Source organism: Bradyrhizobium sp. DOA1 (assembly GCF_001593325.1).
Classification (GTDB): domain Bacteria; phylum Pseudomonadota; class Alphaproteobacteria; order Rhizobiales; family Xanthobacteraceae; genus Bradyrhizobium.
On record NZ_JXJM01000001.1, the window covers coordinates 7181792 to 7195884 of the forward strand.

At 66.1% G+C, this 14093-nt stretch carries 12 protein-coding genes; 6 read left to right on the forward strand and 6 right to left on the reverse strand.

Annotation, left to right across the window (positions count from 1 at the left end; translation table 11 throughout):
- Positions 1-302: 302 nt before the first annotated feature.
- Complete coding sequence (locus SE91_RS33240) at positions 303-1217, forward strand: sulfite exporter TauE/SafE family protein (protein ID WP_061850647.1); 915 nt, start codon at positions 303-305, stop codon at positions 1215-1217.
- Complete coding sequence (locus SE91_RS33245; protein ID WP_061850648.1) at positions 1217-1987, forward strand: TIGR02186 family protein; 771 nt, start codon at positions 1217-1219, stop codon at positions 1985-1987. Before SE91_RS33240 ends, SE91_RS33245 begins: the two co-directional genes overlap by 1 nt.
- A gap of 15 nt (positions 1988-2002) precedes the next feature.
- On the opposite strand, the gene SE91_RS33250 is transcribed toward SE91_RS33245, so the two are convergent.
- Positions 2003-2776, reverse strand: coding sequence for an MBL fold metallo-hydrolase (locus tag SE91_RS33250; RefSeq protein ID WP_061850649.1), 774 nt, complete (start codon positions 2774-2776; stop codon positions 2003-2005).
- Positions 2777-2788: 12 nt separating this feature from the next.
- Positions 2789-3700: a DMT family transporter gene (locus tag SE91_RS33255; protein WP_061850650.1), complete on the reverse strand. Its 912-nt coding sequence runs from the start codon at positions 3698-3700 to the stop codon at positions 2789-2791.
- 99 nt (positions 3701-3799) lie between these two features.
- Here SE91_RS33255 and SE91_RS33260 point away from each other — a divergent pair, with 99 nt between their 5' ends.
- Positions 3800-4663, forward strand: a complete 864-nt coding sequence (locus SE91_RS33260; RefSeq protein ID WP_061851443.1) for a LysR family transcriptional regulator — start codon at positions 3800-3802, stop codon at positions 4661-4663.
- A 202-nt stretch (positions 4664-4865) separates the two neighbouring features.
- On the opposite strand, the gene pdeM is transcribed toward SE91_RS33260, so the two are convergent.
- From pdeM to SE91_RS33280, 4 genes are all read right to left on the reverse strand, one after another.
- Positions 4866-5537, reverse strand: a complete 672-nt coding sequence (gene pdeM / locus SE91_RS33265; RefSeq protein ID WP_061850651.1) for a ligase-associated DNA damage response endonuclease PdeM — start codon at positions 5535-5537, stop codon at positions 4866-4868.
- 53 nt (positions 5538-5590) lie between these two features.
- Positions 5591-8167, reverse strand: coding sequence for a ligase-associated DNA damage response DEXH box helicase (locus SE91_RS33270; RefSeq protein WP_061850652.1), 2577 nt, complete (start codon positions 8165-8167; stop codon positions 5591-5593).
- Between the two features lie 154 nt (positions 8168-8321).
- Positions 8322-9551 carry an ABC transporter substrate-binding protein gene (locus SE91_RS33275; RefSeq protein WP_008541146.1) on the reverse strand — a complete coding sequence of 410 codons (1230 nt, stop codon included), beginning with the start codon at positions 9549-9551 and terminating at the stop codon, positions 8322-8324.
- Positions 9552-9667: 116 nt separating this feature from the next.
- Positions 9668-10594, reverse strand: a complete 927-nt coding sequence (locus SE91_RS33280; RefSeq protein WP_061850653.1) for a class I SAM-dependent DNA methyltransferase — start codon at positions 10592-10594, stop codon at positions 9668-9670.
- A gap of 174 nt (positions 10595-10768) precedes the next feature.
- Here SE91_RS33280 and SE91_RS33285 point away from each other — a divergent pair, with 174 nt between their 5' ends.
- From SE91_RS33285 to SE91_RS33295, 3 genes are all read left to right on the forward strand, one after another.
- Positions 10769-11806: a ligase-associated DNA damage response exonuclease gene (locus SE91_RS33285; protein WP_061851444.1), complete on the forward strand. Its 1038-nt coding sequence runs from the start codon at positions 10769-10771 to the stop codon at positions 11804-11806.
- Complete coding sequence (locus SE91_RS33290) at positions 11803-13479, forward strand: ATP-dependent DNA ligase (RefSeq protein ID WP_061850654.1); 1677 nt, start codon at positions 11803-11805, stop codon at positions 13477-13479. Before SE91_RS33285 ends, SE91_RS33290 begins: the two co-directional genes overlap by 4 nt.
- A gap of 285 nt (positions 13480-13764) precedes the next feature.
- Positions 13765-14067 carry a DUF6460 domain-containing protein gene (locus SE91_RS33295; RefSeq protein WP_008569045.1) on the forward strand — a complete coding sequence of 101 codons (303 nt, stop codon included), beginning with the start codon at positions 13765-13767 and terminating at the stop codon, positions 14065-14067.
- The last annotated feature ends 26 nt before the right edge of the window (positions 14068-14093 follow it).

Below are 14093 nucleotides of genomic sequence, written 5' to 3' on the forward strand. Positions count from 1 at the left end.
AGCTTTAGGCAGGCAGAACGCGCCGCGCGCTCGGTGCACCTCTCCCGCTTGCGGGGAGGTCGACGCGCGAAGCGCGGCGAGTGGGGGTTCTCTGCTCTGGGGGAGTCCCACTGCGGAGACAACCCTCCTTCCAGCCCTCCTCCGCAAGCGGGGGAGGGAGCGCACCACTGCCATCGCAACGATCGAGCCTCATTCACACTCTCGCCCCATTCACCACGCCCGAGATTCCCGATCCCTCCGAGCGCCGAATTCCGCTATTGAGGGGGCGCGGCAATCGATCCGTCCCGCCGGCGCGTGGTTCAATGCAGCTCTACCTTCCGATCGCCGACCTTCCGGTCAACGTCTTCCTGGTGCTCGCCATGGGCGCCGCGGTCGGCTTCGTGTCCGGCATGTTCGGGATCGGCGGCGGTTTCCTGATGACGCCGCTGCTGATCTTCATCGGCATCACACCGGCGGTCGCGGTCGCCTCCGTGGCAAGTCATATCGCGGCCTCCTCCTTTTCCGGCGCGCTGTCGTACTGGCGGCGGCGTGCGATCGATCCGGCGCTGGCGAGCGTTCTCTTATGCGGCGGCGTGACCGGGACGACGCTGGGCGTGTGGACCTTCACGCAGCTTCGCGCGCTCGGGCAGCTCGACCTGATGATCGCGCTGTCTTACGTGGTGCTGCTCACCACCGTCGGCAGCCTGATGTTCTCCGAAGGTCTGCGCGCCCTGATGCGGACCCGGCGCGGCGCGCTGCCGCCACGCCGCACCCACAATTGGATCCACGGCCTGCCGCTGAAGATGCGGTTCAAGCGCTCCAAGATCTATCTGTCGGTGATTCCGGTCGTGGTCGTCGGCACCGCGATCGGATTTATCGGCGCCATCATGGGCATCGGCGGCGGCTTCATCCTGGTGCCGATCATGATCTATCTGCTGCGGGTGCCGACCTCGACCGTGATCGGGACCTCGATGGTCCTGACCGTCGTCACCATGCTGTTCGCGACCATGCTGCATGCCGTGACAAATCACCTGGTTGATGCCGTACTGGCGCTGATCCTGATGGTCGGCGGCGTCACCGGCGCGCAGTTCGGCGCAAGGGCCGGCCAGAAGATCCGCGGCGAGCAGTTGCGGCTGCTGCTTGGCCTTCTGATTCTCTCGGTCGGAATCCGCTTCGCGGTCGAGCTGGTGATCCGCCCCGCGGACCTCTTCACCATCCGTGAGCTGGGGGTGACCTGATGACGCGCGCGCTTCTGGCAGCTCTTCTCGTTCTACTGATCGGCGGCGCAGCGCGCGCCGAGCGGCTGATCGTGTCGGTCTCCAACCACCGCGTCACCGTGACGCCGAACTATTCCGGCGAGGAGCTGGTGCTGTTCGGCTCGGTCGAGAAGGATGCGTCCACGCCAGCCGATCGAATCAATTACGATCTCGTCGTCACCGTGATGGGCCCGCGCGCCGACATGGTGACGCGGCGGAAGGAACGCACCTTCGGCATCTGGATCAACACCGATCACCGCCAGTTCCTGGAGGTGCCGTCCTATTTGGCGCTGTTCGCCAACCGTCCCTTCGATGCCATCACCTCGCCCGAGATCGCGCGGCGGCAGCAGATCGGGCTCAACAACGTGCTGCTGACCCAGCGCGTCAGCGGCGATTATGCCGACGTGGTGCCGAACGATGCATTCCGCTCCGCCTTCATCCGCCTGCGCACCCAGCGCGGGCTCTATCGCGAGGATGCGAGCGCGGTGACGTTCCTGACGCCGACGCTGTTCCGCACCGGCATCCCGTTGCCGGGCGAGGTGCCGATCGGCACCTATGAGGTCGAGATCAAGCTGTTTGCCAATGGTGCGTTCATCGGCAAAACCGAGACCGCGTTCGAGATCGTCAAGATCGGCTTCGAGCAGTTCGTCGCCACCAGTGCGCGCCACCACGGCCTGCTCTACGGCCTCGCCACGGTCGCAATGGCGCTGATGTCGGGATGGATGGCGTCGATCGTGTTCAGGAAGGATTGAGGCCGGCACCCTCCTTCACGGCGCCTCGATCACCGTCGGCACGCCCGGCTCCAGCAGGCGCAGCCGTGTCCCGAAGCCGAGCACGTCGAAGGTCTTGCGCAGGTCCTCGCCGTTCTGACGGAAATGCGCCCAGCCTTCGGTATGAACAGGCACGATCATCGCATCGGGGAAGGCGCGCGCGGTCTCAATGGTGTCGTTGGTGTCCATGGTGAGATGGAACGGGCCGCGCGTTTGCGCCGCGCCCGCGAAGGGCAGCACCACGCCGCATTTGAAGCGGCGCGCGACTTCGGCGACGCCGTCGAACCAGGTGGTGTCGCCGCTGATATAGATCGGACGCGTGTCCTTGCGGCTCGACGAGACCACGAAGCCGATGACGTCGCCCGACAGCGGCTCGATGCCGGCCGGGCCGTGGCGCGCGGGCGTTGCGGTGATGGTCAGCGAATTGCCGTCACCGTCCCTCAGCTTCGCAGTGTCCCAGGGCGCAAGGCCCTCGATATGACCGCCGAGGCGCCTTGCGCCCACCTCGGTCGTGAACACGCGTTTGACTGTGAAGAGATATTCGCGGCCGGAATTGTCGAGATTGTCGGAGTGCTGGTCGTGGCTGAGCAGCACCGCATCGACCGGGCCGATCGCGTCGGGCTTCACGGCAGGGCCGATCGTCTTTTCCAGCTTCACATGCGGCAGCTGATAGGCGCCGGGCGCATCGAAGGTCGGGTCGGTAAGCAGGCGGAAGCCGTCGATCTCGATCAGCGCGGTCGGGCCGCCGATCAACGTGATGGAAACGGGCATGACAAACTCCTGTTACGAGACGGGCTTTGCGGGGCGCGTCACCAGATAGATGCCGAGCGCGACCGGGATGATGCCGAGCAGATCGCGGGCCTCGACATGCTCGCCGAGTACGAGGAACGCGAACAGCATGCCGAGCGGCGGCATCAGGAAATGATAGGCGCTGGCGGCGGTGGCGCCACACACTTTCAGGAGATGAAACCAGAGCCAATAGGCGAGGATCGAGCCGCCAAGCACGAGGAAGGCGAAGGCGCCGATCAGACCCGGCGTATAGTCGATCGCATGAACGTCGGCGAAGGTGAGCGCGACCGGCGTCAGCACGATGCCCGCGGCGAGGTTCTGCACGCCGTTGCCGATCCACAACGAGCCCTTCGGTGCGAGCAGCTTGAACAGGATGGTGCCGGCAACGATGGACGCGAGCGAGGCCAGCGTAAAGACGATGCCGTGCAGGCTGTCGGTGCCGACCGACAGGCGATGCCACACGATCGCGGTCACGCCGATGATGCCGAGCAAGAGGCCGCTCGCCTTGCGCCAGGTCATGCCTTCGCCGAGCAGAAGCGCGGCCAGCGCCGCCGTGAACACCGGATTGGCCGAGACGATCAGGCCGCCGAGGCCTGCGGAGACCGATTGCAGGCCGGTATAGCCCAGCCCGAGATAGAACGCGTTGTTGGCGATGCCGAGCACGGCGAAGATCGCGACATCGCGCCAGGACAACGACCAGCCGTCGCCGCGGATCAGGGTCGCGCCCAGGATCAGGATGCCGGCCAGCGAGAAGCGCGCGGCGAGCAGGATCAGCGGCGGGCAATGGGTGACGCCGATCTTGCCGGCGACGAAGGCGTAGCTCCAGAGCAGGCAGAACAGGCCGATGGCGAGCGGCAGCGTGTTGAAGCGGCTGTGGGGAACGGGAAGCGAGGGTGCGAGCGACATGAGGGCATTCTCCTGGAGCCCTCGATCTAGGTAGACGGCTTGTCATTTGGAAATTAAATGATTAACTTCCGATCAGTGGATTTCCGAATGGAGGCTGATATGCTCGATCTCGAGCTGCTGCGCAGCTTCGTCTCGGTGGTCGAGGCCGGCGGTTTCACCCGCGCCGGCGCGCGCGTCCACCGCACGCAGTCGACCGTGAGCCAGCAGATCAAGCGGCTGGAGGAGGATGTCGGACAGGTGCTGCTGCACCGCGACGGCAAGGACGTGCGTCCGACCGAAGCCGGCGAGCGGCTCTTGTCCTATGCGCGGCGGCTGCTCTCGCTCGCGGAGGAAGCGCGCGACGTGCTGCGGCAGCCGGGCGGCGAAGGCGCGATCCGGCTCGGCATCCCCGAGGATTTCGCGGCCTACCGGCTGACGAAACTGCTGGGCGCGTTCTCGCGCTCGCATCCGCGGTTGCGGCTCGACGTTCGCGCCGACCAGAGCAAGCATCTCGCCCGCGATCTCGAACGCGGCGAACTCGACCTTGCGCTGTACAAGCGCGAGGCGAGCGCAAAAGACGCGATTGCGGTGTGGCCGGAGCGGGTGCACTGGGTGACCAGCAAGAGCCATCCGGTCGACATCAACGTGTCGTCGGTGCCGCTGATCGGGTTTCCGCTCGGCTGCATCTACCGCGCCGGCGCCATCCACGCGCTGGAAAGCGCGGGCCGTGCCTGGCACACCGCCTACACGTCATCGAGTCTCTCCGGCATCCAGGCCGCCGTCGCCGCCGGCATGGGGCTGAGCATATTGTCGGAGATGGCAATCCAGTCCGACCATCGCGTACTGACCGCCAAGGACGGCTTTGCGCCAATCAACAAGACCGAGGTGGCGCTGATGGCCTCGCCGGATGCCAGCGCGGCGACGCTGCGGCTGGCCGAGCGGCTCGCCGAATTCTGCGACAATGTGCAGACGAAGGCGGCTTAAGCTGCTACTGCGGCTTCGATTTGACCCCGGTCGCGGCTTGAGCAAGCGCCTCGTCCTTCGAGACGACCGCTCCGCGGTCTCCTCAGGATGAGGCTCATGAGCGACGTGCGTTGAAACTGCTGCCACGCGTTCCGTCCTCATCCTGAGGGCCCGCCGGAAGGCGGGCGTCTCGAAGGATGGCCGCAACAAAGCTCTCTAGCGTTCAATAGCACCGCGATGCGGCGATGGCGTGGACGCGGCGGTCGCCGAGGAGATGGGCGACGAAACCGTTCTCCGGAAAGATTTTTGCAAACGCGGCGTCGCGGATGCTGAGGCCGCCGGCATAGGCGCCGAAGGCGGGCATCACGGCGCGCATCCCGTCACTGGCAAAGCAGCGGCGCTCCATCGAGCGGCCGCGGGCGGAGACGCGGGCCTTGGGATGCAGATGCCCGGCGATCTCGCCATGCGCGCCGGTCGGCTCGTGGCGGAAGGTGATCGGGCCGATCGCGACTTCCTCGGCGACGGTGCCGCCGAGATCGCGCGGCAGCATGGGATCGTGATTGCCCGAGATCCAGATCCAGTCGCGGCCCGACTGGAGCGCGGCGACGGCGTCGCGGTCCTGTGCGGAGAGGCGCTCATGCGCGCTGCGATCGTGAAAACTGTCGCCGAGCGCGATCACCGTGCGCGGGTTATGGCGGGAGATGACAGCAGCGAGACGGCCAAGCGTCGCCAGCGTGTCGTAAGGCGGCAGCAGCACGCCGCGCATGGCGAAGCTGGAACCTTTCTCGAGATGCAGGTCGGAGACGACGAGCAGGCGCTGCTCGTCCCAGAACAGCGCGCCGGAGAGATCGGCCGCGAACGTCACTTCGTTGATGGTGACGCTGGAAACGCGCATGTCCTCGACATCTCCCGAAATCAGCGCGCCTGCCGTCACGTCGAAACCTGCCTCTATCCCATCGCTTCCTTGACCAGCTCGTCGGCGGCTTCCGCCAACAGCTCGTCTCCAGCTTCGCCATAAACTGACTCGCGGCCGATTTCCAGCATCACGGGCACCGCGAGCGGGGAAACGCGATCGAGTTCCCGGAATGAGATTCGGCCCTTGATGCGCATCAGCATGTCGCTGAGGCGGCGCAGATCGAGCAGGCCGGTGGCGGCATCGGCGCGCGCGGCGCGCAAGAGGACATGGTCGGCCTGGTGCTTGCGCAGCACGTCGTAGACGAGATCCGTCGAGAACAGCACCTGGCGGCGGCTCTTCTCTTCGCCGGTGTGGCGGCGCGCGATCAGGCCGGAGATGATGGCGCAATTGCGGAAAGTGCGCTTCATCAAGGCGGACTCGGCCAGCCAGGCTTCGAGGTCGTCGCCGAGCATGTCGGGGTCGAACAGCGCGTCGAGATCGATCCGGCCGTCGCGGATCATGAAGGACATGTCGCCGAGCGCCCAGACCGCGATGGCGTATTCGTTGGCGACGAAGCCGAGCGGCCGCGCGCGGGCGCGCTCCAGGCGCCGCGTCAGGAGCATGCCGAGCGTCTGGTGCGCGAGGCGGCCTTCGAAGGGATAGCAAACGAGATAATGCTTGTTGGCGCGCGGGAAGCTCTCGACCAAGAGCTCGCGCACCGCCGGCACCTGCGAGACGTCCTTTTGCAGCGACAGCCAGTCGCGCACCTGCTCCGGCAGGCCGCCCCATGCGCTGAAGTCATCGAGCAGGCGGCGGACGCGCTCGGCGAGATAGGTCGAGAGCGGGAATTTGCCGCCCATGTAAGACGGCACCTTGGGATCCTTGTCATGGGCGCGCGAAACATAGACCTGATCCTCGACCAGGGTCTCGTAGCGCACCACCTCGCCTGAGAACACGAAAGTATCGCCGGGGCTCAAGCCCTCGATGAAGGCCTCCTCGATCTCGCCGAGCAGCCTGCCACCGCGCGCGATCACGCCCGTCGATGCCGCACCGCCGCCGCGCGAGCGCACCAGGCGCACCTTCAGCATGTCGTCCTCGACGATGGTGCCGACATTCATGCGGTAGCTCTGCCGCACCTTGGGATTGGCAACGCGCCAGCGGCCCTCCTTGTCCTGCTTGATGCGGGCGAAGCGCTCATAGGTCTTTAGCGCGTAGCCGCCGGAGGCGACGAAGTCGACGACGTCGTCGAAATCCTGGCGCGAGAGATTTGCGTAAGGCGCGGCGGTTCGGACCTCATTGTAGAGTTCATCGGAGAAGAACGGCTCGCCACAGGCGCAGCCGAGCACGTGCTGGGCGAGCACGTCGAGCGCACCGGTGCGCAAGGGCGGCGTGTCCTGCGCATTCTCGGCGATGGCATCGATGGCCACGCGGCATTCCAGCACCTCGAAGCGATTCGCGGGCACCAGCACTGCACGCGAGGCCTCGTCGAGACGATGGTTGGCGCGGCCGATACGCTGCATCAGACGCGAGGATCCCTTGGGCGCGCCGATGTTGACGACGAGATCGACATCGCCCCAGTCGACGCCGAGGTCGAGCGAGGAGGTGCAGACCACGCCGCGCAATCTGCCCGCCGACATGGCGTCCTCGACCTTGCGGCGCTGGGCGACGTCGAGCGAGCCGTGATGCAGGGCGATGGCAAGGCCGTCATCGTTCATGCTCCAGAGATTCTGGAACAGCATCTCGGCCTGGCTGCGGGTGTTGACGAAGACCAGCGTGGTCTTGTTGGCCTTGATCAGCTCGTAGATTTCAGGGAGCGCATGACGCGCGCTGTGGCCGGCCCAGGGCAGGCGTTCGCGCGTGTCCAGCATCTCGACCTCGGGCGGCGCTGCGCCGCCGGCGACGACGATGTCGGCCGCCTCTTCCTTGCCATCGGGCTGCGGCACCAGGAAGCGCGCGAGCTGATCGGGTTCGGCGACCGTCGCCGACAGGCCGATGGCGCGCAGATGCGGCGCGAGGCGCCAGAGCCGCGCGAGACCCAGCGAGAGCAGATCGCCGCGCTTGGACGTCACCAACGCATGCAGCTCATCCAGCACGATGCGCCTGAGCGATGAGAACAGGAACGGCGCGTCGTCGGAGGACAGCAGCAGCGCGAGCTGCTCGGGCGTCGTCAGCAGGACATCCGGCGGATAGCGCCGCTGGCGCTGGCGGCGCGACACCGGTGTGTCGCCGGTGCGGGTCTCGACCTTGATCGGCAGTCCCATCTCGGCGATCGGCCGTTCCAGATTGCGCGCAATATCGACGGCGAGCGCCTTGAGCGGCGAGATGTAGAGCGTGTGCAGGCCGCCGGCGCGCCGCACGTCGCGGCCGGTGGAGACGAGGCTTTTCTTCTCACCTGCGTTCCGCTCGGCCGCCTGCGTGGAAAGCTCCACCAGCGTCGGCAGAAATCCTGCCAGCGTCTTGCCGGCGCCGGTCGGCGCGATCAGCAGCGCGGACCTGTCCTCGCGCGCCTTCTCCAGCAGCGCCAATTGATGCGCGCGCGGCGACCAGCCGCGCGCCGCGAACCACGCATTGAAGCGGTCGGGCAGCAGTGCGGCGGGCTCGGCCGGGGATTTGCGGATGCGGGGCGGCACGGCATGACAGGTAAGCCGTGGGGCCGGGTTCGTCGAGGGGTGGATGCTCTCGTAGGGTGGGCAAAGCGGAGCGTGCCCACCGCGGTCGTCGTCAGGAAGATGGTGGGCACGGCGCAAGAGCGCCTTTGCCCACCCTACGGCACCATGCCCTTCCCTACTCCGACATCGGCTTGTCGGAGATGTCCCAGTCCTTGCCGGTGAAGGTGGAGATGAACAGCGTCTTCATCGGCGTGTAATCCTCGGGCGTGTAGCTGTAGCTGACGCCGTCGAGGAAATAGGGCGAGTGGAAACCGTTGAGGTTCGAGGCCTGCTTGAGCACGTTGGCGCGGGTGAGCTCGTTGCCGCAGCGGCGCAGGATCTCGGCCATGGTCGCGGCTTGGCCATAGCCGGCGAAGGCGATGGTGTTGTCGGAATCGATCGCCGGCGTGTATTTCTTGCGCAGCTCCTCGAACGCCATCACATCGGGGTCCTTCTCCCATTTGGGCAGGCCGACCTCCTTGTTGTAGCGGATGGCGACGATGCCGGTGGCGTTCTCCATGCCCGCGGCATTGAGGATCGAGCGGCCGGTCGATCCCGCCGACAGCAGCTGCAGCGGCTTCCAGCCGAGCTCGGCCACTTTGCGGATCGACTGCGACGTCGCCTTGCCGGTGGTGATGTTGTAGAAGACGTCGGCGCCCGATTTCGAGAGATTGACGAGCTGCGAGTCGACGGTGGGCTCGGTGAGATCATAAGTCTGCTCCATGATCACCTGCGCGGTGCCGCCGGCATCGGCCAGCACCTTCTTGAACGGACCAAGGAAGTCGCGGCCGAAATCGTCGTTCTGGTAGAGGATGCCGATCTTGGCATTCGGCTTCACGCTGACGACGTGGCGCGCGAGAATGCGCGCCTCGGTCGGATAGAGCGGCAGGCCGGCCATGGTCCATTTGAACTCTTTCGGGTTGTTCCACTTCGAGGCGCCGGTGTTGAGCAGCAGCTGCGGCACGCCCTTTGAGTTCAGGTATTTGTGCACGGCGGTCTGCGGCGCGGTGCCGAGCGAGCCGTAGAGCGCGAGCACCTCTTCCTGCTCGACGAGGCGCCGCGTCGCCTCGACGCATTTCGGCGCGCTGTAGGCGTCGTCCATGGTGAGGAACTTGACCTTGCGGCCGTTGATGCCGCCCTTCTCGTTCAGCATCTGGAAATAGGCTTCGCCGATGCGGCCGAGCACGCCGTAGAGCGAGCCGGGGCCGGAATGCGGCACGGTCTGCCCGATCTTGATTTCGGTGTCGCTGGCCCCGGCATCGTATTTCTTCTCCGCGGCCCAGACATAGGGCGCGGGCAGAGTGGATGCGGCGATGGTGGCGAGCGCGGCGGCGCTGAAATCGCGCCGCGATGGATTCTTCGTCATTATTGTTTTCTCCCTGGTGCGCGCATTGTGCTGACATCGCAGCGCAGCTCGCAAGTGGGAAGTCGCAGCTTTGCGACGCAATGACGCTTAATTTGCTGCTGATGCAGCGCCTAGACTCAAGTTTTCTCGGCGACGACAACGAGGCCGCGCACCGGCTCGTTGTTCTCATTACGCGGCGAGGCCGGCTCCATCGTGAGAAGCTTGAGCCCGGCTTGCGCGAGCGCGCTGCGCACATATTCCGCCGAATGGGCATAGCGCAGGCCGGCGCCGAGCACGACGCCGCTACCGTCATGCGTCTCCAGCGTGAAGGCGAGCACGCCGCCCGAGACGAGCACGCGCTTTGCCTCGGTGAGCACCGGCGCGAGATCGGAGAGATAGACGAAGGCATCGGCGGCGACGACGAGATTCGCGCTCGCATCCGCCTTGCCGCGCAGGCCTTCGATCATGTCGGCGACTTCGAGCTCGGCATAGAGCTCAGTCGCACGCGCCTCCTTGATCATGCCGGGCGACAGGTCGATGCCGATGAAATGGTCGACCTGCTTGGCGAAGGCGGCCGCCGCAAGCCCGGTGCCGCAGCCGAGGTCGATGGTTCGCTTGAAGTAGGCCGGCTTTTTCGCGGCGACGCGCGCGGCCAGCACCGCCTTGAAGATCAGTGCGGGCGCGCGATAGCCGAGATCGTTGATCAGCGTATGCTCGAAGCGCGGCGCGTATTGGTCGAACAGCGCCTGCACATAGGCCTTGGGCATCTCCGCCATCGCCGCGTCTCCGAGCCGCATCAGGTGCAGGCCGGCGCCGTGCTGGTCCGCCGGATCGCACCGGAGCGCTTCCCGAAACGCGGCGAGCGCCTTGTCGAGCTCGCCGAGCTGCTGACGGAGTTCGCCGAGCGTGAACCAAGCCGAGGTGAAATCGGGCGCGAGCTCGAGCGCCTGTTCGACGAGGTCCGCGGCTGCAGGCAAATCGCCCTTGAGCTGGAGGTCGCGCGCGAACTCGAAGCGGCGGTCGGCCATGAGATCGCCGGAGGTCAGGAACAAGCGCAGGGGCATCGGGGAACCACTCGTCATTGTCGGGCTTGACCCGCCTGCGGGGCCGAAGCCCCTCCGGCGCGGCGTAGGCCCGGCAATCCATCAAAAAATGAAACTCTTTAAGAGGATGGATGCGCGGGTCAAGCCCGCGCATGACAGCTTAATTTGGAGCGGTCCACTTCCTATATGACCACGATGCGCCCCCAAGACATCCTGCTGCCAACTGCTGCCGGCCTGTGCTGCAAACCCGGCGGCTTCCATATCGATCCTGTGCGCCCGGTCGAGCGGGCGGTGATCACCCATGGTCATTCTGACCATGCCCGCGCCGGCCATGGCGCCGTGCTGGCGACGCAGGAAACGCTCGACATGATGCGGCTGCGCTACGGCGAGAATTTTGCCGGCTCGACACAGGCGATCGCTTACGGCGAGGAGATCCGGCTCGGAGATGTCCGCGTCAAGTTTCACCCAGCCGGCCATGTGCTGGGCTCGGCGCAGATCGCCGTGACCTGCAAGGACACCTGCATCGTCGCCTCCGGCGACTACAAGGACGCACCCGACCCGACCTGCACGCCGTTCGAGCTGGTGCCCTGCGACGTCTTCATCACCGAGGCGACGTTCGGCCTGCCGGTGTTCCGGCATGGCGATGCCGCCGACGAGGTGAAGAAGCTGCTGGCCTCGGTCGCGCTGTTTCCGGAGCGCGCCCATCTGGTCGGCGCCTATTCGCTCGGCAAGGCCCAGCGCGTGATCGCGCTGCTGCGCCAGGCCGGCTATGAGGCGCCGATCTACCTCCACGGCGCGATGGAGACGATCACGCATTACTATCAGAGCCGCGGCATCGACCTCGGCGAGCTCAGGCCGGTGAAAGGCGTGAAGAAGGCAGCGCTCGCCGGCACCATCACGCTGGCGCCGCCGTCGGCGACATCCGATCTCTGGACGCGGCGCTTTCCCGATCCCGTCACCGCTTTCGCCTCGGGCTGGATGCGCGTGCGCGCCCGCGCACGACAGCGGGGCATCGAGCTGCCGCTCGTCATCTCCGACCATGCCGATTGGGACGGCCTCACCGCGACGATCGCAGCGACTGGCGCCGGCGAGATCTGGGTCACCCACGGCCAGGAAGACGCGCTGGTGCATTGGTGCCGAAGCAAGGGCCTGAAAGCGCAGCCGCTCGATCTCGTCGGCTATGGCGACGAGGAGGAGAGCGAGACGCCGATCCAAAACGAGGCCGAGGCATGAACCGCTTCGCCGAGCTGCTCGACCGCCTCGCCTACGAGCCTGGCCGCAACAACAAGCTGCGGCTGATCACCAGCTATTTCCGTGAGGTCGCCGACCCCGATCGCGGCTACGCATTGGCCGCGCTCACCGGCGCGCTCAGCTTCAAGCATGCCAAGCCCGCATTGATCCGCGACCTCATCGCGGCGCGCACGGATGAGGTGCTGTTCGGGCTATCCTACGACTATGTCGGCGATCTCTCGGAGACGGTGGCGCTGATGTGGCCGAAGGCGCCGTTGGCCGCCCACAACAACCCGCCACCTCCGTCCCTCACCGAGGTCGTCACCACGCTGCGCACGCTCGGCAAGACCGAGCTGCCAAAGCAGCTCGAACGCTGGCTCGACGAGCTCGACGAGACCGGCCGCTGGGCGCTGCTGAAGCTCGTCACCGGCGCGCTTCGCATCGGCATTTCCGCGCGCCTTGCCAAGACTGCCGCCGCTGCATTGGGCGACAAGGATCCGCATGAGGTTGAGCTGATCTGGCCGGGGCTTGCGCCGCCCTATCTCGACCTGTTCGCCTGGCTCGAAGGCCGCGGCGACAAGCCGGTCAATCGCGACCCTGCGCCGTTTCGGCCGGTGATGCTCGCGCATGCGATCGAGGACACCGATTTCACGGCGCTCGACCCCGCCGACTATATCGCCGAATGGAAGTGGGACGGCATCCGCGTGCAGGCGGTAGCGGGGCGAGACGAGCACGGCCACATCACCGCGCGGCTCTATTCGCGCACTGGCGAAGACATCACCGGCAGCTTTCCGGATCTCGTGCCGTCATTGCATTTGCCCGGCGCCATCGACGGCGAGCTGCTGATCCTGCGCGAAGGCCGCGTGCAAAGCTTCAATGTCCTGCAGCAGCGGCTCAATCGCAAGGTGGTCTCGCCGAAGCTGATCAAGGAATTCCCCATCCATCTGCGCGCCTACGATCTGCTCGGCGACGACGAGAACGACCTGCGCGAGCTGCCGTTCGGGGAGCGGCGCAAGAGGCTCGAGACCTTCATCGCAAAGGTCGACGATCCCCGCATCGACCTTTCGCCCACCGTTTCGTTCGCCAGCTGGGAGGCGCTTACCGCCGCGCGCGCCGATCCCGCCAGTGCCGGCGCCGGCGAGGACGCCGACGCGGTCGAAGGCGTGATGCTGAAGCGGCGCGATGCGCCGTATTTGCCGGGGCGGCCGAAGGGGCAATGGTGGAAGTGGAAACGCGACCCGCACATCATCGACGCCGTGCTGATGTATGCGCAGCGCGGCCACGGCAAGCGCTCGTCCTATTATTCCGACTACACCTTCGGCGTCTGGACCGGCGGCGATGGCGGCGACGAGCTGGTGCCGGTCGGCAAAGCCTATTTCGGCTTCACCGACGAGGAGCTGTTGCAGATCGACCGCTTCGTCCGCCGCAACACCACCGAAAAATTCGGCCCCGTCCGCCATGTCGTGCACGAGCCGGACAAGGGCCTCGTGCTGGAAGTCGCGTTCGAAGGGCTGCAACGCTCGCCGCGGCATAAATCTGGCGTCGCCATGCGCTTTCCCCGCATCAGCCGCCTGCGCTGGGACAAGCCGCCGCGGGAAGCGGACAGGCTGGAAACGCTGGAGCGGATGCTGAAGGCGGAGCCGGCGCGTGCTGAGCCGGATTTTGGCGGCGCCTGAGCGCGCGCCTCGTCCTTCGAGACGACCGCTTCGCGGTCTCCTCAGGATGAGGCTAATCGGCGCCGGCGCCTGTTTAAACTGCTGCCGCGCACTCCGTCCTCATCCTGAGGAGCCCGCCGAAAGCGGGCGTCTCGAAGGATGGCGGCCGGGAAAACACTCTTATCAGGCCGCGGGAGAGATGACTCGCGAATTAAACTCCCGTAACCCGATTGACGGCCGGACCCGGGTTCCCCATGTGCCCCGCCGTGACTTATAATGGGGACGAATCCCCGCGAGGAGTTTGAGATGGTCCAAGACGTCAGAGATTTGCCGGCCGGCCGCAGCGATGGCCTGAACCGCTTTCTCGGCGGCACGCCGCTGGCAGTCGCGTTTCGCCTGGTCCTGCTCTCGATCCTGGTCGGCGTCGTGCTGGCGGCGATCGGTTTCGATCCCTGGAACATCCTCTACAGCATCCAGCTGCTGTTCCAGCGGCTCTGGGATCTCGGCTTCGACACCATCAACTGGCTGTGGCGCTACTTCCTGCTCGGCGCTGTCATCGTGATCCCGATCTGGCTGCTCTCGCGCGTGTTCGGTTCGCCGCGACGCTGATTCCGGATCATAGTTAGGGAGCCCGC

What these genes read in the sequence shown, in the direction of transcription:
- SE91_RS33240 (WP_061850647.1), top strand. Translation starts at nt 303, where the DNA reads ATGCAGCTCTACCTTCCGATCGCCGACCTTCCGGTCAACGTCTTCCTG.
- SE91_RS33245 (WP_061850648.1), top strand. Translation starts at nt 1,217, where the DNA reads ATGACGCGCGCGCTTCTGGCAGCTCTTCTCGTTCTACTGATCGGCGGC.
- SE91_RS33250 (WP_061850649.1), bottom strand. Translation starts at nt 2,776, where the DNA reads ATGCCCGTTTCCATCACGTTGATCGGCGGCCCGACCGCGCTGATCGAG.
- SE91_RS33255 (WP_061850650.1), bottom strand. Translation starts at nt 3,700, where the DNA reads ATGTCGCTCGCACCCTCGCTTCCCGTTCCCCACAGCCGCTTCAACACG.
- SE91_RS33260 (WP_061851443.1), top strand. Translation starts at nt 3,800, where the DNA reads ATGCTCGATCTCGAGCTGCTGCGCAGCTTCGTCTCGGTGGTCGAGGCC.
- pdeM (WP_061850651.1), bottom strand. Translation starts at nt 5,537, where the DNA reads ATGCGCGTTTCCAGCGTCACCATCAACGAAGTGACGTTCGCGGCCGAT.
- SE91_RS33275 (WP_008541146.1), bottom strand. Translation starts at nt 9,551, where the DNA reads ATGACGAAGAATCCATCGCGGCGCGATTTCAGCGCCGCCGCGCTCGCC.
- SE91_RS33280 (WP_061850653.1), bottom strand. Translation starts at nt 10,594, where the DNA reads ATGCCCCTGCGCTTGTTCCTGACCTCCGGCGATCTCATGGCCGACCGC.
- SE91_RS33285 (WP_061851444.1), top strand. Translation starts at nt 10,769, where the DNA reads ATGCGCCCCCAAGACATCCTGCTGCCAACTGCTGCCGGCCTGTGCTGC.
- SE91_RS33290 (WP_061850654.1), top strand. Translation starts at nt 11,803, where the DNA reads ATGAACCGCTTCGCCGAGCTGCTCGACCGCCTCGCCTACGAGCCTGGC.
- SE91_RS33295 (WP_008569045.1), top strand. Translation starts at nt 13,765, where the DNA reads ATGGTCCAAGACGTCAGAGATTTGCCGGCCGGCCGCAGCGATGGCCTG.